Here is a 19,183-nt window from a genome sequence, read left to right as displayed (position 1 = left end):
ATGCGCATGCTGCATACCATGTTACGTGTAGGCAATTTAGAACGGTCATTGCAGTTCTATACTGAAGTACTTGGCATGACTTTACTCCGTAAACGTGACTACGAAGAAGGCCGCTTTACCCTGGCATTTGTCGGCTATGGTGATGAAGACAACCATACCGTGCTGGAACTGACCCATAACTGGGATACAGACAGCTATGAGCTGGGCAATGGCTATGGTCATATTGCCATTGCAGTGGAAGATGCTTACAAAGCCTGTGAAGAAATCAAGGCGCGCGGCGGCAATGTGGTGCGTGAAGCGGGTCCAATGAAAGGCGGCGTGACCGTAATTGCCTTTGTGGAAGATCCGGACGGTTATAAAATCGAACTGATCCAGCAGGATGGCAATGCCCGCAATAACTAAGTTGGCGCAGTAGTATAGCGCCACAAAATAGTGAACATTAAGCCAGCAGACTAGCTTTATTGTTCCAGCCCAGTAAGATGGAACTTTACCGTGAGGTAAAACCCGCTGACTGGGCTTTTTTATGTCGATGCAAAAATAAAATCACAGGATGTAGACATGCTAAAACTACTTGCATTGGATCGCTTTACCATATTGTTAATTGTGATGGTGATACTGGCCAGTATCGTGCCAGTCTCTGGGCAGGTGGCTGAAGTCTTTGGCGTTATTACCACGGCGGCTATTGCAGTGCTGTTTTTTTTACATGGGGCAAAATTGTCCAGAGAGGCGGTGGTACAAGGCATCATGCACTGGCAACTGCATACGCTGGTGTTTGCGTTTACCTTCTTGTTATTTCCCGTCTTAGGTCTCATGGCCAAACCCGTATTATTGCCATTGCTGGGGCAGGAGCTGTACTGGGGCTTTCTGTTTATGTGCTTCCTGCCTTCTACGGTGCAGTCTTCTATTGCCTTTACCTCGGTTGCACGCGGCAATGTCGCCAGTGCAGTCTGCAGTGCGTCTTTTTCCAATATTGCCGGCATGTTCATTACTCCGGTTCTGGTCAGCCTGTTTATTTTTGGCCAGTCGCAGCACGACTATGACCCGACCTCATCCATTATTCAGATTACCTTATTGTTATTGGTGCCTTTTATTCTGGGGCAATTGCTGCGGCCGTGGGTCTATCCATTTTTGGTCAAGTTCCCAAGTCTGGTTAAAGGCTTTGATCAGGGTACGATTTTGATGGTGGTTTATGGTGCCTTTAGTGGCGCCGTGGTGGCCGGACTGTGGAATGAAGTCAGTGGCACAACGTTACTGATTCTAACTGTAGCCTGTTCGGTGCTGCTGACCATCATCATGCTGTTGGCGCTGTACATCCCAAAATGGCTGGGCTTTAAACGTGAAGACCAGATCGCGATTTTCTTCTGTGGCTCTAAAAAAACCCTGGCCAGTGGTGTACCGATGGCGCAGATTCTGTTTATTGGCCAGCCTTTGGGCATGATTGTGCTGCCAATCATGATTTTCCATCAAATCCAGCTGATGGTCTGCGGCATTATTGCCAATTACTGGTCGAAGCAGCCTGAAATTGAGGGCAAAGAATAATTCGCATATTGGCATAGATTCACGTATAATATGCCCCAACTTGTTGTGCTTAGCTCTGACGGTATCCGTCTCGGTGGGCCAAAAGAATGGTCTGTTGTGGTGTTGGTCTGCGATTTATCTCGAATAAACAGCTTTTTTCCTCAGTCTTGAGAGTGATCAATTGCGACGACAGCAAAACCTTCTTTAATCTTATGGAGTAATCGACGATGCGCGCCGATATTCACCCAAAATATGAAAAATTAGTTGCTACTTGTTCATGTGGTAACGTGATCGAAACTCGTTCAGCTGTTGGTAAAGACACTCTTTACCTAGACGTATGTTCAGCTTGCCACCCATTCTACACTGGTAAGCAAAAGAACGTTGACACTGGCGGTCGTATCGACAAGTTCAAACAACGTTTTGCTGGTATGTCACGTTCTATCAAACGTGGTTAATACCCAGAATGAAAAAAACGGGCATTTGCCCGTTTTTTTGTGCCTGCACTTCAGGCGAAAAGTACAAGACCTTATTGGTCTTGTACATCAATGAGATGATCGAGTTTCTTCTGGAAGTAATCACCCTGAATATAACGGGCATCCACATTCCAGGCGTTGGCAAACAGGTTCATATCGTTTAGTTCATGTAGCACCACTTCCACCGGCTTGATTTCGCTAAACTGCTGAATCTGTTCCTGTAGCTCCTGAGTGGCACTATCTTGCATCAGTTTGCTGGTCAGCGATGGATGCAGGGTCACATATTGCACATCCAGCTGTTTAAGAATGGATTCGCTATACATCGACTGGCCGAATTCACGGATGGAAATCTCCGCACCATGCTGATGCAGCAAATGCATCTGCTTTTGGGCATCCATCAGGTTCTGGCTCACATCTTCTTCAGAGAATTGCAGAATTAACGGATAAGCCTGCTGACTACCCACAATGGTAATCAGTTTGGACACAAATTCCGGGAACGCGCGGTCTTGTAGCAGCACATGCTTGTTCAGGTTAACAATCAGCTTGGCTTCCGGATATTGGGTAATGAAGTTGTGTAGCTGTTTGCAGGCTTCGACCAGAATCCAGCGATCCAGTTTAATTGAGAGTTCCGGATCTTCAGCCAGATCAACCAGCCCGGTCAGACTTTTCCATTCTGCTTGATGAATAAAGCCGCTGCTGACTTCATAGGTATATAAATTGCTGTCCTGTTTGTCATACAGTTGCTGGTATTTCAGATGAATTTCATTACGATCCAGGCTGTGGCGTAAGGCGCCTAATAGCGATGAAGCAGCGGTTTCGACCACAGGTGCAACCTTTGGCTCGACAATTTCCAGCGACAGATCGGTCATGGATAAATCCAGTCCGAGGCTTTGCTCATCTTTTTGCTGATAAGGCAGTGCGGTTACAAAAGCACGTTCCATCAGCTGTTCAAACTGGGTGCTATCAGCAATTTCACCCTCAAGTACCGCATAGCCCATACGGAAATTCAGCGGATAACTTTGCCCATTGACGCTCAATAACTGCGGTTTACTCAGTGAGCTGAGACCAATCAGTTTGGAATGCAAAATGGTGGTTGATTCTGCCTGAAACAAGCCAATATAGATCGATGAATTGACCTTGAATAAAGGCACATTGGTCTGTTCTTTCAGGAAGGTTTTAATATTACCGAAATAGTTTTTCAGCGTAACCCAGTCCGATTGCAAGACTTTTTCAGGGCAGGAGGCCAGGGCAAATACCACCAGCGCATTAATTTTGGATGGCTGATTGTTCAGGGTGCGGTTAATCAGCTGATGGGTCGGCTGCTGACCAGCTGTGTTTTCATTGCTGGCCTTGGCTGGTGCTGTAGCAGCTTGCTGAATATCAATGGTCAGCTGCAAGGCATCTTCATCAGTAGCCGGTAAAAATTCCAGCTGTAGCGGATTTTGCGCGGCGACATGACTATTTAAAGAGCTGTAGCTGAAACGGCCTAAATCAAACTGACCTTGCGATACTTTTTTAAAGCGCAGTTTAAAATCGGCTAGATCTTCCGGTTGCAACAGGTCAAGCAAAGGCAGACCAATAATCTCATCTTCATTCTGAAAGCCAAACAGCTGTAAATATTCCTGATTGGCCTGTACATGAATGCCTTCCTGAATAATCGCCACCGCCTTGTTGCTGTCTTCTACCAGAGACTGCGCCTGCGTCTGGGCATTTTCCAGCTCTTCTTTGAGCTGGGCATGGGTTTGCTGCAAACGGCTGAAAGAGAGGGCACGAAGCAGACCCAGATAGAAACTGTCACTATCGTTCAGGTTGACCAGATCATAAATGCCTTTGCGGATGAGGGCGCTATATTGGGTGGCATCATAGTCTTCAGGCTGCAATAATACCAGTGGTAAATTCGGCTGTTTTGAGGCGCGAATCAGGGTTAGAGCCTGATCAATTTTCAGGTCGTAGGCGCGGCCAAAAATCACCACATCCCAGGTTAAATTCAGCTGTTTTTCAAAATTTTGCAGGTCATCGAGCAGGGTGGCCTGCACGGTATGTTCCTGTGCATTCAGCTGTTCGCAAATCTGATTAAAACGGATTTGGTTATCATCGATAATGAGTAAACGTGTTTCGGTACGTTTAAATTTTTTAGATAGTAAAGGATTTCTCACTTCAACGCTTCCCATAAATCTTGATTCTTAACGTCATTCATCTGCTTGTGAATAAAGGCATCGACTGTGGCTTGCTGCTGGTCATTTAACAGTTCAAAGTCAAAACGCATAAAGCTTTGAGTAATGAGTAACGGTTTAATTAAAAAGACTTTAATGTCTTCATCCCCTAAACGCAGCTGTACGGTCTGCTTGTCTCTTAATAATTGAATCCCCGGTAAAATAAGATGAGTGCTGACTTCATTTAGCTGTGAGCTCTGCATGAGCAGGGCAGGATGATAATGCCCGCTATGCCGGTCAGATTTCACATAGACGGCACATGGAATAATGTCCTGCGCCAAAACTTCAAGGCCCAGTTCCAGGGTTTTGTCAGTCGACTGTTTAATCCAGCGAATCACACCGCCACGCCACGGACTTTGCGGATTTTCCTGCACCAGAATAAATTCACCGGTTTTAAGGTTTTTTGGCGTTTCACCTTCCCATTTAATCCGGTAACCATTCACACTGATATCCAGCACTTCCGCGCCGTAAATCTGTTTGGCTTCACGGTCCAGACTCTGGATTTTGCTGATGTCGGCAGTGGTATGACTGTGCATCTGGTTGATGAACTGGCTTTCACTCTGGAACTGGTAATTTTCACCCAGTTGCAGGGTTTCCTGAAAATTCTTGCCTTTAGACAAATAGAAGTGTGCCACGCTTAAGCCAAAGCAGATTTTGACCCGGGCCGAATATTCATAACGTTCATGGCGACGCTCAGGATTATGGGTGAGCAGGGTATGAATATGAAAATGCAGGGCTGGAGTTAAAAACAGCTTTTCATTGCGGGAGAAATGTTCGGCCTTGCGGCCCTGATTTTCACTAATATGATCCAGCAGCGCTTGTGTCGAAATAAAAATACCCGGCTCAAAATCACCCGATTGATGCGAGTTATAAATTGGCGGATAGTCTTTATTGGTATCGACAATATAGCGTGACAGGGTGGTTTCTTTGGGCAAAATCTGAATCAGCTTGACCCAGTCAAAACTGCAGAGATACAGCCCCTGAATTTCGGCTGGACGAATCTGATGGGTATTGAAAATATCCAGCAGGATTAATTGCACATAGGCCTGACTGATATTTTGCAGCTGATGCTGGGTGCCTTGCAGATGGTTAATATTGTTCTGATGAAAATTGTGCTGCAGCGCGCAGTTAAACAGTTGATGTGCAGTGAGCCATTGCCCGGAAAATGGCGAGCTATATAGCATCTGTTGCTGATACAGCAATAAGGTCAGTTGTTGCAGCGCATAATAGGTGGCCACAGTCCGCGCAGTCTGCAGGTTCTTTTTCAGGTTAAAGGCAAAAATGGAAAACTTCTGCTGGGCCAGCTGGCGGTGACTGCGGCGCGCGATTTCAATATAGACTTTGGCAAAATGACTACGTAACAACAGCGCCAGCTCGATAATATGCTCATTGCGGTCGCTGCTAATCAGACCCTGGTTAAAAAAGTGTTTTTCCAGGCTGGTCAGGACATTTTCCAGCGTCGGGTGAATGGCCTGAATCAGGTCAAAGCGCAAGGTTTCCTGACATTTGAGTTCAGAAATTTCCAGTAAGGCTTTGAACAAGGCTTTTGACGAGTCCCCAAGCTGTAAAATGGATAAGTCAGCTGCCCACTCCTGAATACTTTTGACAGAATTCTGGCAAAAACTGAGCTGTTCCAATTTCAGCTCAGTGGCAACCTGAAAAATATCTGAATGATTCATAGTCATCGTTGTTATTTAACTCAAATTCAAGCAGTTGAAACCCCAAAAAGCGGTGTTTTATTCTTTTCGCCCGCAATTTCCCTAACGAGTTTAGGAACCAGATAACCCGGCAAGTTCGCTAAAACCTCTTTATAAATAAGATCGATGTCCTGTGGCATCAGATCGAAATGATGTGCACCTTTCACTTTATCTAATACATGCAAGTAATACGGCATCACCCCAGCATCGAACAGGCGATAACTTAAATCGACCAGAACCTGAGCAGAATCATTCACCCCACGAAGTAAAACTGCCTGATTCAGGACGGTAATTTGATGTTTCACCAGTGTATTTAATGTACGGCAAGTGAAGTCATCCAATTCTGATGCATGATTTGAGTGTACCACCAGAATAATCCGTAGCCTACTGTTTTTTAATATGGAAATCAGCGCTTCATCGACACGGTTGGGGATTACAATCGGAACGCGTGAATGAATTCTCAAAAATTTAATCTGCGGCAGCGATTCCAGACGTTCAATCCAGCTCTGTAAACGTCGATTGGTTAACGTTAATGGATCACCGCCACTTAAAATCACTTCATTAATGTCGGGCTGAGACTCAATATATTGTTTGATGTTTAGCCAATCTTCATTTTTAGGCAGGTTGTCCTGATAGGGAAAATGGCGGCGGAAACAGTAGCGGCAATGTACCGCACAAGCCCCGGTCAGGGTCAGTAAAAAACGCGACTTATATTTGTGCAGGACACCCGGTTGCTGATTGGCCTGTTCTTCACCTAAGGGATCGGTGACAAATTCAGGATGATCTTCCAGTTCCAGATGATGTGGCAAGACCTGTAACAGCAGCGGATCAAAGGGATCGGCGACTTTCATTTTTCCGACGAATGCACGCGGCACACGTAATTTAAACTGTTCAGATGCCAGAATTGCGCCGGAGAGTAACTGTTCAGGCGACAGTTGCAGAAGATTCAGCAACTCCTGAGGATCGGTAATTAAATCACTGAGCTGTGATTGCCAGTTTTGCTGTTGATACAAATAGTTTGTCATGCCGGAAAAAGAATCATGGAAGTGGGAGGGCAAGGCCTAATCGTGCTAGTTTAACAGTTTGCAGGCGCTGGGAATGTGCTTTGTGCGCGAAAAATCAGGACATCCGGGCCAAGCGGAGTCTAGAACGAGCTGCGCTGATTTTAAGCATCTGCCAGTTGGGAATAAAGCCGGTAGATGGATATCTGCTTGTAACTTAGGCAGCAGCGGCCGGTTAAACAAGAATTTTTCATTGCGGCAAGGTATATTGGTCATTTAGAATACGTCACATAAAATGAATGTGCATGTGGCAACTAATGTTCGTGTCAGACTTGCTAAATGACATCGCAACAGCCCGTAGCATCGATAGCTTAAAGTTAGTAAGTTTGGAGTGTGCCAGTCATGGCCAATTATTCTACGAATGAATTCAAGTCAGGCCTTAAGGTTATGCTTGATGGTAACCCATGTTCAATCATGGAAAACGAATACGTAAAACCAGGTAAAGGTCAGGCCTTCAACCGTGTGAAATTACGTAACCTTAAAACAGGTAAAGTATTAGAAAAAACTTTCAAATCTGGTGATTCACTAGAAGCTGCTGACATTGTAGAAGTAGAAATGGACTACTTGTACAATGACGGCGAACTGTGGAACTTCATGGATCCTGTAACATTTGAACAGATCGCAGCTGATAAAACAGCTATGGGCGATGCTGCAAAATGGTTAAAAGACGATTCTAATGAAAAATGTACCATTATGTTGTTCAACGGCGTGCCTTTAAACGTCAGCGCTCCGAACTTCGTGGTATTAAAAATTGTTGAAACTGATCCAGGTGTTCGTGGTGATACTTCTGGCGGTGGCGGTAAGCCAGCGAAACTTGAAACAGGTGCTGTGGTACGTGTTCCATTATTCGTTCAGCAAGAAGAAAGCGTTCGTGTAGATACCCGTACTGGTGAATATTTAGAACGTGCATAATGGTGTAAAAATATACTATTATCGAAGGGATGATGATCAATCATCCCTTTTTTTATGCCAAAGTCTTAGAGGCATAGAAAAATAACAGGCGTAAAGTCGCAAAGGAAAACAGCAGTACCTCGAACAACAACAATCAAGCTGATTTAAATGCATCGAAAATATGAGGGATTGAATGGAAACATTACCAACGAAGTCGAGCCTAACTTCGAAAATTATCTGGCTGCTCGTCGCTATTGTGGGTGCAGTGTCTTTCGGGATTCTGGCGCTCAGCCGTGGTGAGCATGTAAACGCAGTCTGGCTGGTCCTCGCCGCCGCCTGTGTCTATAGCATTGCTTACCGCTTCTACAGTTTATTTATTGCCAATAAAGTCTTTGAACTCAATGCCAGGCGTTTAACTCCCGCGCATCGCCTGGCCGACGGTTTAGATTATGTCCCGACCAATAAAAGTGTCCTGTTCGGCCATCACTTTGCTGCAATTGCCGGTGCCGGACCGCTGGTTGGTCCGATTCTGGCAGCGCAAATGGGTTATTTACCGGGCACTATCTGGCTATTGGTTGGGGTAGTGCTGGCCGGTGCGGTACAGGATTTCCTTGTACTGTTTATTTCGACCCGTCGTGACGGCCGCTCACTGGGTGAAATGGCCAAGCAGGAACTCGGCAGCTTTGCCGGTATTATCGTGATGCTGGGTGCACTTGGGGTGATGATTATCATCCTGGCGGTACTGGCGCTGGTGGTGGTGAAAGCCCTGACCAACAGTCCGTGGGGTGTATTCAGTATTGCCGCCACCATTCCGATTGCCATTTTTATGGGCATTTACATGCGTTTTATCCGTCCGGGTAAAATTGCAGAAGTGTCGATTATCGGTTTTGTGCTGATGATGCTTGGCATCATCTACGGTGAAAACATTGCGCAGCATCCGTACTGGGGACCGTTCTTTACCTTGTCAGGGACTGAGCTGACCTGGGCATTGATCATTTACGGTTTTATTGCGTCGGTTTTACCGGTGTGGCTGTTATTGGCACCGCGTGATTATCTGTCAACTTTCTTGAAAATTGGTGTCATTGCAGGTCTGGCGATTGGTATTTTATTTGCCATGCCGGAAATGAAACTGCCAGCGGTCACCAAGTTTGTTGATGGGACTGGTCCGGTATTTGCCGGTTCGCTGTTCCCATTCCTGTTTATTACCATTGCCTGTGGTGCGATTTCCGGTTTCCACGCCCTGGTGTCTTCAGGAACCACGCCAAAACTGGTCAACAACGAACGCGATATCCGTATGATTGGTTATGGCGGTATGTTGATGGAATCTTTCGTGGCGATTATGGCGCTGATCTGTGCCGCGGTGCTTGATCCGGGTGTGTATTTCGCGATTAACTCGCCAGCGGCTTTACTGGGTACGTCGGTAGATACGGCAGCAGAAGCTGTGCGTAACCTTGGTTTTGTGGTCACGCCTGAAGCCTTGACCTTGCTGGCCCAGGAAGTCGGTGAAAACTCGATTCTGTCCCGTACTGGTGGTGCGCCAACCTTCGCAATTGGTATGGCTCATATCATCACCGAGGTTTTCAATAGCCGTGAAATGATGGCGTTCTGGTATCACTTCGCCATTCTGTTTGAAGCGCTATTCATTCTGACAGCAGTGGATGCCGGTACCCGTGCCTGCCGTTTTATGGTTCAGGATACCGTAGGTATTGTGATTCCTGCGGTGAAAAAATCTCACAACTTCTTTGGTAACTTGCTGGGGACTGCGGTTGCGGTGGCGGGTTGGGGCTTCTTCGTCTATCAGGGCGTGGTCGATCCACTCGGCGGGATTAACAGCTTATGGCCACTGTTTGGTATTGGTAACCAGATTCTGGCTGCGATGGCGCTCATCCTTGGTACTGTCATCCTGTTCAAGATGAAGAAACAGAAATATGTCTGGGTGACCATCATCCCGACCGTGTTCCTGTTTATCACCTCGATGACTGCTGGCTGGCAGAAGATTTTCCACGAAAATCCGAAGATCGGCTTCCTGGCACAGGCAGAGCGTTTCAATACCGCCATTGCCAATAATGAAATTCTGGCACCAGCCAAAAGTATTGCGGAAATGCAGACTGTGGCAATGTCGAACCAGATTAATGCGGCATTGTGTGGCTTCTTTATGATTGTGGCGTTTGTGATGCTGTTTGCTGCGATTGGGGTGATTCGCCGTGCTTTGGCCAATCCGGAACCAACCGTGCATGAAGCAGAAGCAATTTACCGCGATCCTGAAGATATTCAGCCGGCCAAAGGCCATTAAGGAGCGAGAAGATGAATCTGAAATTTGCTCGAGCGGGTAAAACGGTGATTTATAAAATCATCAAAATGACCGTGATGTCGCAGAAGGATTTAATCCTGAATCCTAAAAACTGGTCGCGGATTGCCACATTGTGGCAGCGTTTGCAGCAAAGTTTCCGGCTGATGGTGGGGGTGCCTGATTATCAGACCTATCTGGAGCACATGCGGCAGCATCATCCGGATCTGGAAGCGATGGATGCCAAAACCTTTTACCGGCACTGTGTCGATTCACGTTATCCATCTTCTGGAAACCTGAAGAAGTGTCCGTGTTAAAAGTCTAGAAATCGTCTGATTTCTTTAGAAAAAAAACAAAACGGTGTATGTTAGGACATACACCGTTTTTATTTGGGGAATGAAGGTGATTTGGGGCATGAAACAGGATAAGAAATCGGAACCAGTACACGATCAGGCGAAGCTCCAGAGCGAGCTGCAGCGCTATGCACCCAGAATCCAGCAGTTCCTTGAACAGGTCAACCAGATTGTTCTCGATAAACAGCAGCAAACCAAACTGGCACTGGTCTGTTTACTGGCTGGCGGCCATGTGCTGTTTGAAGATTTACCCGGCCTGGGCAAAACCACCTTATCCAGCAGTCTGGCGCATTTGGCCGGACTAAAATTTCAGCGGATTCAGTTTACCAATGACATGTTGGCCAGTGATGTAATTGGGGTGAACATGTTTAATCAGAAAGAACATCAGTTTGAGTTTAAGCAGGGCCCGATTTTTACCCAGATTTTATTGGCCGATGAAATTAACCGCTGTAGCCCGAAAACCCAGAGTGCCTTGTTAGAGGCGATGGAAGAGGGCAACGTCACGGTCGATGGCGTACGTTATGAATTGCCGCAACCATTTTGGGTCATTGCTACCCAGAATCCGCTATTTCAGAGCGGAACCTATGCATTGCCGGAATCGCAGCTGGATCGCTTTTTAATGCGTTTATCACTGGGCTATCCATCGCGTTATGCGGAAAAACTGTTGCTACAGCAATCTTCCCGGCAGAGCCTGATTGCCAGTTTGCAACATGTATTTAACGAAGATGAAATTCTGGAATTGCAGCAGCAGGTGCATCGGCTCTATGTCAGTGACGCCGTACAGGATTATATTCTGGATCTGGCCGAAGCCAGCCGTAAAAACCGGCATGGACTATCGACGCGCGGAGTACTGGCCCTGAAAAAAGCCGCCCAGGCACATGCGTTAATTGAACAGCGCAGTTTTGTCACTCCGGATGATGTACAAGCGGTTTTTGTGGCGGTGGTGGCACATCGTATTGGTTTAAGTGAGGGTGAAACCCAGCAGCTGCTGCAACAGGTGCAGGTCAGCTAAGTATGCTCGGGCAGAATTTTTGGCAGCACTGGCTGGAAAAGCGTTTTCAATTTCAGCAGAAAAAACGCCTCACGCAAAAAGATGTGCTGGTATTTATTTATCAGCAGGGTTATTTATATCTGGTGCTTATCCTGATTACCTTTGTGGCCGGTATTAACTATGCCAATAACCTGATTCTGGGCTTCTGCTTTTTAATTAGCGCGATTTTATGTATCAGTTTTTATTTGACCTTTAAGCAGCTGCATGGCTTGCAGCTTGAGGTGGTGGCACAGCAGGTCGGGCAGGCCGGGGAAAATGTCCAGCTGCACCTGTTTTTTCAGCAGGATACGCCACAGCTGCGTTATCTGTGGATTCAGGTTGATCAGCAATTACATAAACTGGCGCTGAGTGAAGCCAAACAGCAGTATAGCTTAGCTTTTTATACTGCCCAGCGCGGCAAGTTTCATTATCCGGCCATCCAGTTATATTCGGTTTATCCCTTTGGTCTGGTACGTGCCTGGACCTATCTGTATTTCAATGACTTTGCCTGGATTGCACCGAAAGCGGCGCAGCACACCACTGAAAATAAACACAACCGGCACAATGAAGAACCTGATTTAGATGAATTCCGGGAGCTGCGCAGTTATCAGCTCGGAGATTCCTTGCAGGCAGTGTCCTGGAAACAGGTGGCGCGTGGCCAGGGCTTATACGTCAAGGTCTTTGAGCAATATCAGAATCAGCAGCAGCTTGAAATTGACTATGCGCAGATGCCCAGCACATCGCATGAAGAAAAACTCAGCCTAATGATGGGCCTAGTCGAGCAGTGTGAACAGCAGCAATGTGCCTATGCCCTGTATTTGCCGCAGGTAGAATTACCGGCCGCCTGTGGCGAGCAGCAATTGCTGCTCGCCAAACAACTGTTGGCGCAGGCATAAAGATGAATTCCAGTATCCGTATTTCGATTCTCTCAAGCCTGGGCCTGCTGTTACTGGCACAGCTGATCTATCTGCCTGTGCTGCTCAGTATAATTTTTATCATCATCCTGATTAGTCTGTATTTCAGTCTGCAGCCCGGGCGTCAGCCGATTGCCAAATACTGGACCTTTAGCCTGATTGCGCTGGCGCTGCTGAGTATTTATTTACAGTACCGCGCCTTTATTGGGGTAGAGGCCGGCGTGGCGGTGTTATCAACCTTTTTATTTGCCAAGGCCCTCGAAACCCGAACCCGGCGCGATGTGATTATCCTGTTCAATTTCGCGCTATTTGTCAGTGCCAGTTCCTTCCTGTTTAGCCATTCAATCTGGATGGCCTTTATGGTCATTTTAAGCCTGCTCAGTTGTCTGATCGGGCTGTATCGCCTGCAAACCAGCGAATTTGAATATCAGGCTTCGGCTGTACAGGCCTTAAAACGCGATGCCCGCCATGTGGGGCGTTTTGTGCTGTATGCACTGCCATTTTTTGTCTTGCTGTTTATGTTTTTCCCGCGGCTACCGCCACTGTGGCATATTCCGATTCCGGAAAATAAAGGTATTACCGGAATTAGTGACAGCATGTCGCCGGGCGATATTGCCGAGCTGTCACAATCTAGCGCGCTGGCCTTTCGGATTATTGGCGATGTGCAGCAACTGCCACCACGGCATGAGCTGTATTGGCGGGCGATGGTGCTGGATGAATATGATGGCCAGCGCTGGCGTAGCAGCTTTGTCAACCAGCAGCCGTTAATGCGTAGCGATGTATTGCAGCCGGCGCATGTGCGTAGTTTTGATTATCAATATCTGGCGGCTGACCCAGGTGTGCGCTGGGTGATGGGGCTAGAGAAATCGGTTCCGTTGGAGCGCCGTTATTATAGCCAGCAGGATTGGGGCATTGTACCGCGGCGTTTAACCCAGCGGATCGAGCCGATTCCGTTGCGCTGGATTGGCGATATCCAGACCCAGACCGTGAGTAATGCTCACTTGAATTTACGCATCAATACTCAATTTCCGGTACAGCAGGACTTGCAGGCACAGCAACTGGCCCAGCGTTTATTTTTGCACAGCGGACAAGATCCCGAGCGTTATGTACAGCAGGTGCTGCGCTGGTATCGGGAAAATGGCTTTGTATATACCTTAACCCCGGGGCGATTAGGGCAACATCGTGTTGATGAGTTCCTGTTTCAGTCACGTCAGGGTTTTTGTGAACACTATGCTTCCAGTTTTGTGATGCTGATGCGTTATGTCGGAATTCCGGCGCGGGTGGTCACCGGTTATCAGGGCGGAGAGCTGGCCCCGGATGGTAAAAGCTGGGAAGTACGCCAGTTAGATGCGCATGCCTGGACCGAAGTGCTGTTAAACGGCAAATGGCAGCGTTTTGACCCGACAGCAATGATTAGCCCGCAGCGGGTTGAGCAGGGCATGCAAAATCTGATTGCGGAAGATCAGGCGGTATTGGGCGAGCGCGGCAGTGGCTGGACTTATCGGCATTATCATTTAATGAATAAACTGCGTATCTGGAGCGACTATGCCAGCTATCAATGGCAAAGCAAGGTGGTGGGCTATAATGCCGAGTCGCAGCGGGGCTGGCTAGCCAAACTGGGACTGCATTCCAGCTATGCCAATATCCTGATGCTGATACTGACCATTTTAGGTCTGCTGGGGCTATATATGGCCTGGTTGTATTATCAGCATCTTCGCCGGCAGCCAAAACTTGCCCAGCTGTTGCAGACGTTTTCGAAGCCGTTACCGCCTGAATTACAGAAAAAGCCTGCTGAAACGTTTAACATGTGGATGTCTCGTTTGGCGGCTCAGGCTGAGTCACAGCAGCATCATGTGTTTAAGCAGACCGTGCAGTTATATGAGCAGATGCAGTATGCATCTGAGCAGGTTTCTGAGGCAGATTTGAAAAAATTCAAAGCATTGCTGAATTCTTGTGCATCTGCATTGAAAAATCATAGAAAAGGCTTGTCATAAAATTTAAAAGTGAATATGATGCGTCACATATAGGCGTATAGCTCAGTTGGTTAGAGCGCTACGTTGACATCGTAGAGGTCTCCAGTTCGAGTCTGGATATGCCTACCAATACATTAAAATTATATGTTGTTACATAACTTCATATAGGTAATAAAGCCCTGAATTATAATGATTTAGGGCTTTTTTATTGCTTTTCTTAAAGATACATAAATTCGCTTATAGTTTAAAAATATGTACACGCTGGTGTACACTGCGTTAAAAATCTAACTCATGTGTACAAGGTTATGAAAAGAAGCGAAATAAAAAAACGCCCATTATCACCAGCCGTATTGGATGGATTAGAACCTGAAGAGAAAGAATATCGGGAATTAGATGCTAACGGCTTATATTTTCGGGTACAGCCAAGCGGTAAAAAATCATGGTTGTTTAGATATAAAAAAGAAAATGGTAAATGGTCATGGTTGAGTATTGGCTCATATCCAGCGATGAAAGCAGTTGTTGCTAGAAAAAAGGCGGCAGAATTTCAGGAAAATATCTATGCAGGGGTGCAGCTTGAAACCAAGCAGAAGATTAAACAAAACAAGATTGAACAGGAAAATTTACTATTCAGTGTTTTGATGAATGACTGGCTTGCAACTAAGGACGGCAACTGGGATGCAGTCACCTATGACAAAGCGGTGAAGTCAATCAATAGGCACATTATTCCAGCGTTTGGAGAGCGCAACTATTTAGAAATAGCACCGCATGAATGGTTAGATTTTTTTAGAGGTTTGCAGGAAGATTTAGGCATTTATACACAGGTCGAAAAATTACGCTCATATTGTAGAAGCGCATACAACCTTGCCAAGTTTAAAAACAAGATCGAATCTAATCCGCTTGATGGTATGACAGAATTTTTAAACAAGGGCGACAGGGGCAATATGAAATATGTTGAACTTGATCAAGTGGGCAGATTAATAAAAGAAATTAGGCAGCATCCATCAAGACCAGTGGCAATAGGTTTAGAGTTGTTGGCGCTATTATTCCCTAGACCCTCAGAACTTCGGGAAGCCGTTTGGGATGATTTTAATTTAGATCAAGCCGAGTGGATTAAGCCAGCCGAGAAAACAAAGACAGGTATTGTTCACGCTGTACCATTGCCACAACAGGCGGTTGAATTGCTTAGAGAGCTACACACTTATAAAACAGAATCGGAGTATTTATTTCCGAGCCGTGATAGTTACGAAAAGCCCATAAGTAATATGACATTTAATGTTGCGTTAAATCGCTTGGGCTATCAAGGGCGACAAAATCCGCATGGTTTTAGACATATTGCCAGCACCGCATTAAATAATAAATTTAGCGACAAGTCACAGGTTATCGAGGCGTGCTTAGGTCACATCAAAAAAGGTGTAAAGGGAAAATATGATAAAGCACAGCACTTTGATGAGCGCATCGAGATCATGCAGTGGTGGGCAGATGAACTGGATCGGATGGTAGGCTGATTATGGAAGATATTAAAGAGTATTTGGAAGACAAAATATCAGTCTTAAAATTTAATTTAAATATGGACTTAGATAATTTTTATATAGATCGAGGGCTTGAGAATTTCCCTTGTATTCATGAAATTATGGAGGAATTAAAAGATAATATTATTGATGATCACGTCAATATGAAAGAAATAGGTTTAAAGCACTTAGTAAGAAATTTTGGCAGCAAACAGCATGAATCAACAGAATTCTTTTATTACAGAATGATAGTTAGGTTAGCTTTTTGTGAATTTTATTTAGAAAAGAATAACTTAAAAGCAGTGATAGCAAATTTAAATTCTTTCTATTTTTATATGGGCGTTAATGAATCTAAAAATGAGAGAAAAATCCAAAGGCTGCAAATGTCTGATAATGGCAGTAGAAAGGGTAAAAATGATAGTCACCGTGTTCAGGAAATTATAAAAGAAATGTTGATTAGTAAGGTTTGGATTACTAGGGAAGATTTTTATAATAAAGTTTATGACAAGGTTTGTGAGTTGGGCATTGAGAGATCAAGAAAATCAATTGTTCGTGATTTTGCTAGTGCAGTTAAAGAACTAGAAAACTATCAACAATATTTTGAGCATAAAGGGAAAAAATAATTTTATTACCCAAAGCTGCTTTGGGAATATTTCTAATTAAATAACATACACATAATTCCATGTATTAGTTATATGGAGTTAAGTATATGCTTAAAAAGTTTAATGAAGTTTGTGAATTACTGAGCCTCACTCGTGATGGTTTGCGTAAGTTAATGCTTAAAGATAAGGACTTCCCAAAGCCAATTAAACTGGGAGATACGAAACAGGCCCCAGTCTATTTTGATATAAAAGAAATCGAGCAATGGATAGAAATTAAAAAAGCTGAGCGCCATGAGGTGACAGCATGAAAAAAATTGGTTATAGTTCTCTTGCTTTGAGCAAAATCTCAAAGTTAGCTTTGGTCGGCTATAAATATTCAGCGCATACAGTCCGCTTAGTGGGCTTTTTTTGTATGTGTAATCTCTCTATGCGTTCGCATATCTCTATGGCGAAGTTGGAGGGGGACACTTTCGAGTGTGCCAGTTACCTGAATTACTGGTCGACCAACCCCTTTCAGCTTTGCCACCATAATTACTTGGTCGTAATTGGTAAAGCTCCGTTAAATAATTCAGGAGCGCATTCTCATGCCTAATCAAATTAAAAAAACTTACAACCCTTCTCTATGTGATACCACTACCTTTTATGTGGCTCATCCAGACGCTAATTACTTAAATGCTCAAGATGTTGTTCATAGATTAGTAGCAAGTGCGAAAGATATTTCAGTAGCCACATTCAATTGTTTTGATGATGGTAATAAGTTGGTTATTAAAGACGAAATCGTTGCCAATCTTATACATGAAATCCAGACAAAATTAGAAATGATTGAAAAAATCCTCCCGATGGCATTCGATCATGAAGGGGGTGAGTAATGAATATAAAAACCTCCTGGGATACCACAGGCGATTTACTAGAAGCTATAGACCCAAAGCCACAAAATGCAATTTTTTCTCACACTCATAACTACACTAAAAATGTAGTAGAAAGTTATTCACTTCATGATTTTGATTTAAATGTATTGGTGCAAAATGAGGAAAAAGGAAATATCAGAACCGTGGCGGATGAAACGATCTATAAAGGTCGAGATATTGCAGGCTATAAGGCCATCCCTTTATATGATTTAGAAAAGAAAGAATTATCTGGTTATCAATTATTAGATACCAAAAAGAAATCCCAGCCGATTAAAGTCGGTGCTGGGATTCCAGTATCCAATATTAGCAAACCAAACCCATCAAGTTTTATTGCTACAGATAATTTAAATCTATTTTTTAAATTATCGCAACTTAATTATGTTTCTGTTTTTCATGGGCAAATTTATACAGCTTTTGAATTAGTAAATAATTACTTTGACGAATCTAAGCCTAGAGTTATTGCTACCAACAAAAAGTTAAATTCTGATGATGATTTAAAGATTCATTTTGATGCTGATGTGTCTGGATTAACGGATCAGGAAATTAGAATTGCTTTGCAAAGTAAAACTGATGAAATTAAGCCTATAGAAAAGATGGATCATCCAAAATTGGATGAATCTCATAAACAAAGTGCAGCACTTCAAATTGTAAATATGAGTGCCATTAAAGCCCAAGCGATTAATTGGCTTTGGGCTGGATGGCTACCACTTGGGAAACTCACTATTCTGGCTGGTGCTGGAGGATGTGGAAAAACAAACTTGCTTTTAGCTTTGATTGCAACAATAACCACAAAGGGCATTTTTCCTGATGGCTCAAAATGTGCAGATACAGGTAGAGTTTTAATTTATTCTACAGAGGATGATCCGAACGATACTTTATTGCCTCGACTGATTGCCAATGGTGCAGACCTTAGCAAAATTGATTTTATTGCTGGTCGTATTAATGAGAAAGGTGAAAGGGAACCATTCGACCCGACAAAAGACCTTCCATTGTTGTATGACTATGCAAAGCAGAATCCAGATATAAAGCTATTAATGATTGATCCGATCATATCCGCCGTTGGCGGTGATTCAAACAAGGCTACTGATGTTCGTAGGTCACTCCAGGTAGTTGTAGATTTTGCTCAAGAATTTAATTGCGCCGTTGTAGGAATTACTCATTTTGCTAAAGGCACTTCGGGAAGCAGCCCAGCAGATCGAATTATAGGTTCGCAGGCGTTCACAGCTTTAGCGCGTATGGTATGGAGTGCTGCAAAGCGTGAAGATGAAAATGATTGCATTTTGGTACGTGCAAAAAGCAATATTTCAACTTTAGATGGTGGTATTAGATACCAGATCGAATCTGAAACTGTTTTAGAGAATATTGAAACTACAAAAACAGCTTGGCTGGGGATAATTGAGGGAACAGCAAAAGAGTTACTCAATGAGGCTGAGAATACTGAAAATGGCAATAGTTCAACTGTAGACATGGCGAGAGAGTTTTTAATTGATTTACTCAGCTCAGTTGAAAGTATGCCTAGTAAAGAAGTTCAGGCACAGGCAAAAGATGCTGGTTTTAGTCCAGCTTCAATTAGGAGGGCACAGGAAAAATTAAATATAAAACCATTTAAACCACAGGGTGAAAAAGTTTGGTTTTGGGCACTACCTAAAATCCATAGATTGGATGAACCAACACATTTCTAGCCTACAACACCGATGAGCAAGTTGAGCAACATGAGCAACATGAAGCTAACTGTATGAAATATATAAATATTCA

The 19,183-nt window shown here is 44.5% G+C and carries 18 protein-coding genes and 1 tRNA gene; 16 read left to right on the top strand and 3 right to left on the bottom strand.

Annotated features, from left to right (window positions below):
- From gloA to rpmE, 3 genes are all read left to right on the top strand, one after another.
- Positions 1-402: a lactoylglutathione lyase gene (gloA, locus tag FTU69_RS09100; protein WP_016658400.1), complete on the top strand. Its 402-nt coding sequence runs from the start codon at positions 1-3 to the stop codon at positions 400-402.
- A gap of 156 nt (positions 403-558) precedes the next feature.
- Positions 559-1,539, top strand: coding sequence for a bile acid:sodium symporter family protein (locus FTU69_RS09095; protein ID WP_180103776.1), 981 nt, complete (start codon positions 559-561; stop codon positions 1,537-1,539).
- Between the two features lie 206 nt (positions 1,540-1,745).
- Positions 1,746-1,973, top strand: a complete 228-nt coding sequence (gene rpmE, locus FTU69_RS09090) for a 50S ribosomal protein L31 (RefSeq protein ID WP_005176824.1) — start codon at positions 1,746-1,748, stop codon at positions 1,971-1,973.
- A 71-nt stretch (positions 1,974-2,044) separates the two neighbouring features.
- Here the strand turns inward: rpmE and FTU69_RS09085 are convergent, their stop codons facing one another.
- The 3 genes from FTU69_RS09085 to epmB are packed head-to-tail and all read right to left on the bottom strand — an operon-like array spanning position 2,045 to position 6,926.
- Positions 2,045-4,162, bottom strand: coding sequence for an EAL domain-containing protein (locus FTU69_RS09085; protein ID WP_180103775.1), 2,118 nt, complete (start codon positions 4,160-4,162; stop codon positions 2,045-2,047).
- Positions 4,144-5,889 carry a GTPase gene (locus tag FTU69_RS09080; RefSeq protein ID WP_180103774.1) on the bottom strand — a complete coding sequence of 582 codons (1,746 nt, stop codon included), beginning with the start codon at positions 5,887-5,889 and terminating at the stop codon, positions 4,144-4,146. Before FTU69_RS09080 ends, FTU69_RS09085 begins: the two co-directional genes overlap by 19 nt.
- A 20-nt stretch (positions 5,890-5,909) precedes the next feature.
- Positions 5,910-6,926 (bottom strand): EF-P beta-lysylation protein EpmB, encoded by a 1,017-nt coding sequence (gene epmB / locus FTU69_RS09075; protein WP_104471883.1) that lies wholly within the window; start codon positions 6,924-6,926, stop codon positions 5,910-5,912.
- Positions 6,927-7,304: 378 nt separating this feature from the next.
- Between epmB and efp the strand changes: the two genes are divergently transcribed.
- The 13 genes from efp (at position 7,305) to FTU69_RS09015 (ending at position 19,110) form a co-directional block, all read left to right on the top strand.
- Positions 7,305-7,874: an elongation factor P gene (efp, locus tag FTU69_RS09070; protein ID WP_005176835.1), complete on the top strand. Its 570-nt coding sequence runs from the start codon at positions 7,305-7,307 to the stop codon at positions 7,872-7,874.
- A gap of 172 nt (positions 7,875-8,046) precedes the next feature.
- Positions 8,047-10,146 (top strand): carbon starvation CstA family protein, encoded by a 2,100-nt coding sequence (locus FTU69_RS09065; protein ID WP_168381850.1) that lies wholly within the window; start codon positions 8,047-8,049, stop codon positions 10,144-10,146.
- Positions 10,147-10,157: 11 nt separating this feature from the next.
- Positions 10,158-10,457 (top strand): YbdD/YjiX family protein, encoded by a 300-nt coding sequence (locus FTU69_RS09060; RefSeq protein WP_005176838.1) that lies wholly within the window; start codon positions 10,158-10,160, stop codon positions 10,455-10,457.
- 85 nt (positions 10,458-10,542) lie between these two features.
- Positions 10,543-11,505 (top strand): AAA family ATPase, encoded by a 963-nt coding sequence (locus tag FTU69_RS09055; protein ID WP_373685093.1) that lies wholly within the window; start codon positions 10,543-10,545, stop codon positions 11,503-11,505.
- Positions 11,506-11,507: 2 nt separating this feature from the next.
- Positions 11,508-12,419: a DUF58 domain-containing protein gene (locus tag FTU69_RS09050; protein ID WP_005176842.1), complete on the top strand. Its 912-nt coding sequence runs from the start codon at positions 11,508-11,510 to the stop codon at positions 12,417-12,419.
- Positions 12,420-12,421: 2 nt separating this feature from the next.
- A complete protein-coding gene (locus FTU69_RS09045; protein WP_180103773.1) occupies positions 12,422-14,431 on the top strand; it encodes a DUF3488 and transglutaminase-like domain-containing protein in 2,010 nt (669 codons plus the stop codon).
- 31 nt (positions 14,432-14,462) lie between these two features.
- A tRNA-Val gene (locus tag FTU69_RS09040) sits at positions 14,463-14,539 on the top strand.
- A 176-nt stretch (positions 14,540-14,715) separates the two neighbouring features.
- Complete coding sequence (locus FTU69_RS09035) at positions 14,716-15,915, top strand: tyrosine-type recombinase/integrase (protein ID WP_180103772.1); 1,200 nt, start codon at positions 14,716-14,718, stop codon at positions 15,913-15,915.
- Positions 15,916-15,917: 2 nt separating this feature from the next.
- A complete protein-coding gene (locus tag FTU69_RS09030; protein WP_168382962.1) occupies positions 15,918-16,541 on the top strand; it encodes a hypothetical protein in 624 nt (207 codons plus the stop codon).
- An 86-nt stretch (positions 16,542-16,627) separates the two neighbouring features.
- Positions 16,628-16,828 carry an AlpA family transcriptional regulator gene (locus FTU69_RS09025; protein WP_151708011.1) on the top strand — a complete coding sequence of 67 codons (201 nt, stop codon included), beginning with the start codon at positions 16,628-16,630 and terminating at the stop codon, positions 16,826-16,828.
- The gene (locus FTU69_RS14805) at positions 16,825-17,112 is read left to right on the top strand and encodes a hypothetical protein (protein WP_257223628.1); all 288 of its coding nucleotides are present in this window, start codon (positions 16,825-16,827) and stop codon (positions 17,110-17,112) included. Before FTU69_RS09025 ends, FTU69_RS14805 begins: the two co-directional genes overlap by 4 nt.
- Positions 17,105-17,389: a hypothetical protein gene (locus FTU69_RS09020; protein WP_180103771.1), complete on the top strand. Its 285-nt coding sequence runs from the start codon at positions 17,105-17,107 to the stop codon at positions 17,387-17,389. Before FTU69_RS14805 ends, FTU69_RS09020 begins: the two co-directional genes overlap by 8 nt.
- Positions 17,389-19,110 (top strand): AAA family ATPase, encoded by a 1,722-nt coding sequence (locus tag FTU69_RS09015; RefSeq protein ID WP_180103770.1) that lies wholly within the window; start codon positions 17,389-17,391, stop codon positions 19,108-19,110. Before FTU69_RS09020 ends, FTU69_RS09015 begins: the two co-directional genes overlap by 1 nt.
- Positions 19,111-19,183: the final 73 nt, after the last annotated feature.

This window comes from Acinetobacter sp. YH12134, from assembly GCF_013418555.1.
In the GTDB taxonomy this organism is placed as follows: Bacteria; Pseudomonadota; Gammaproteobacteria; order Pseudomonadales; family Moraxellaceae; genus Acinetobacter; species Acinetobacter indicus.
The sequence above is the reverse complement of the archived record's forward strand: the minus strand, read 5'-3'. Positions and strand labels throughout refer to the sequence as shown.

What these genes read in the sequence shown, in the direction of transcription:
- gloA (WP_016658400.1), top strand. Translation starts at nt 1, where the DNA reads ATGCGCATGCTGCATACCATGTTACGTGTAGGCAATTTAGAACGGTCA.
- FTU69_RS09095 (WP_180103776.1), top strand. Translation starts at nt 559, where the DNA reads ATGCTAAAACTACTTGCATTGGATCGCTTTACCATATTGTTAATTGTG.
- rpmE (WP_005176824.1), top strand. Translation starts at nt 1,746, where the DNA reads ATGCGCGCCGATATTCACCCAAAATATGAAAAATTAGTTGCTACTTGT.
- FTU69_RS09085 (WP_180103775.1), bottom strand. Translation starts at nt 4,162, where the DNA reads ATGGGAAGCGTTGAAGTGAGAAATCCTTTACTATCTAAAAAATTTAAA.
- FTU69_RS09080 (WP_180103774.1), bottom strand. Translation starts at nt 5,889, where the DNA reads ATGACTATGAATCATTCAGATATTTTTCAGGTTGCCACTGAGCTGAAA.
- epmB (WP_104471883.1), bottom strand. Translation starts at nt 6,926, where the DNA reads ATGACAAACTATTTGTATCAACAGCAAAACTGGCAATCACAGCTCAGT.
- efp (WP_005176835.1), top strand. Translation starts at nt 7,305, where the DNA reads ATGGCCAATTATTCTACGAATGAATTCAAGTCAGGCCTTAAGGTTATG.
- FTU69_RS09065 (WP_168381850.1), top strand. Translation starts at nt 8,047, where the DNA reads ATGGAAACATTACCAACGAAGTCGAGCCTAACTTCGAAAATTATCTGG.
- FTU69_RS09060 (WP_005176838.1), top strand. Translation starts at nt 10,158, where the DNA reads ATGAATCTGAAATTTGCTCGAGCGGGTAAAACGGTGATTTATAAAATC.
- FTU69_RS09050 (WP_005176842.1), top strand. Translation starts at nt 11,508, where the DNA reads ATGCTCGGGCAGAATTTTTGGCAGCACTGGCTGGAAAAGCGTTTTCAA.
- FTU69_RS09045 (WP_180103773.1), top strand. Translation starts at nt 12,422, where the DNA reads ATGAATTCCAGTATCCGTATTTCGATTCTCTCAAGCCTGGGCCTGCTG.
- FTU69_RS09035 (WP_180103772.1), top strand. Translation starts at nt 14,716, where the DNA reads ATGAAAAGAAGCGAAATAAAAAAACGCCCATTATCACCAGCCGTATTG.
- FTU69_RS09030 (WP_168382962.1), top strand. Translation starts at nt 15,918, where the DNA reads ATGGAAGATATTAAAGAGTATTTGGAAGACAAAATATCAGTCTTAAAA.
- FTU69_RS09025 (WP_151708011.1), top strand. Translation starts at nt 16,628, where the DNA reads ATGCTTAAAAAGTTTAATGAAGTTTGTGAATTACTGAGCCTCACTCGT.
- FTU69_RS14805 (WP_257223628.1), top strand. Translation starts at nt 16,825, where the DNA reads ATGAAAAAAATTGGTTATAGTTCTCTTGCTTTGAGCAAAATCTCAAAG.
- FTU69_RS09020 (WP_180103771.1), top strand. Translation starts at nt 17,105, where the DNA reads ATGCCTAATCAAATTAAAAAAACTTACAACCCTTCTCTATGTGATACC.
- FTU69_RS09015 (WP_180103770.1), top strand. Translation starts at nt 17,389, where the DNA reads ATGAATATAAAAACCTCCTGGGATACCACAGGCGATTTACTAGAAGCT.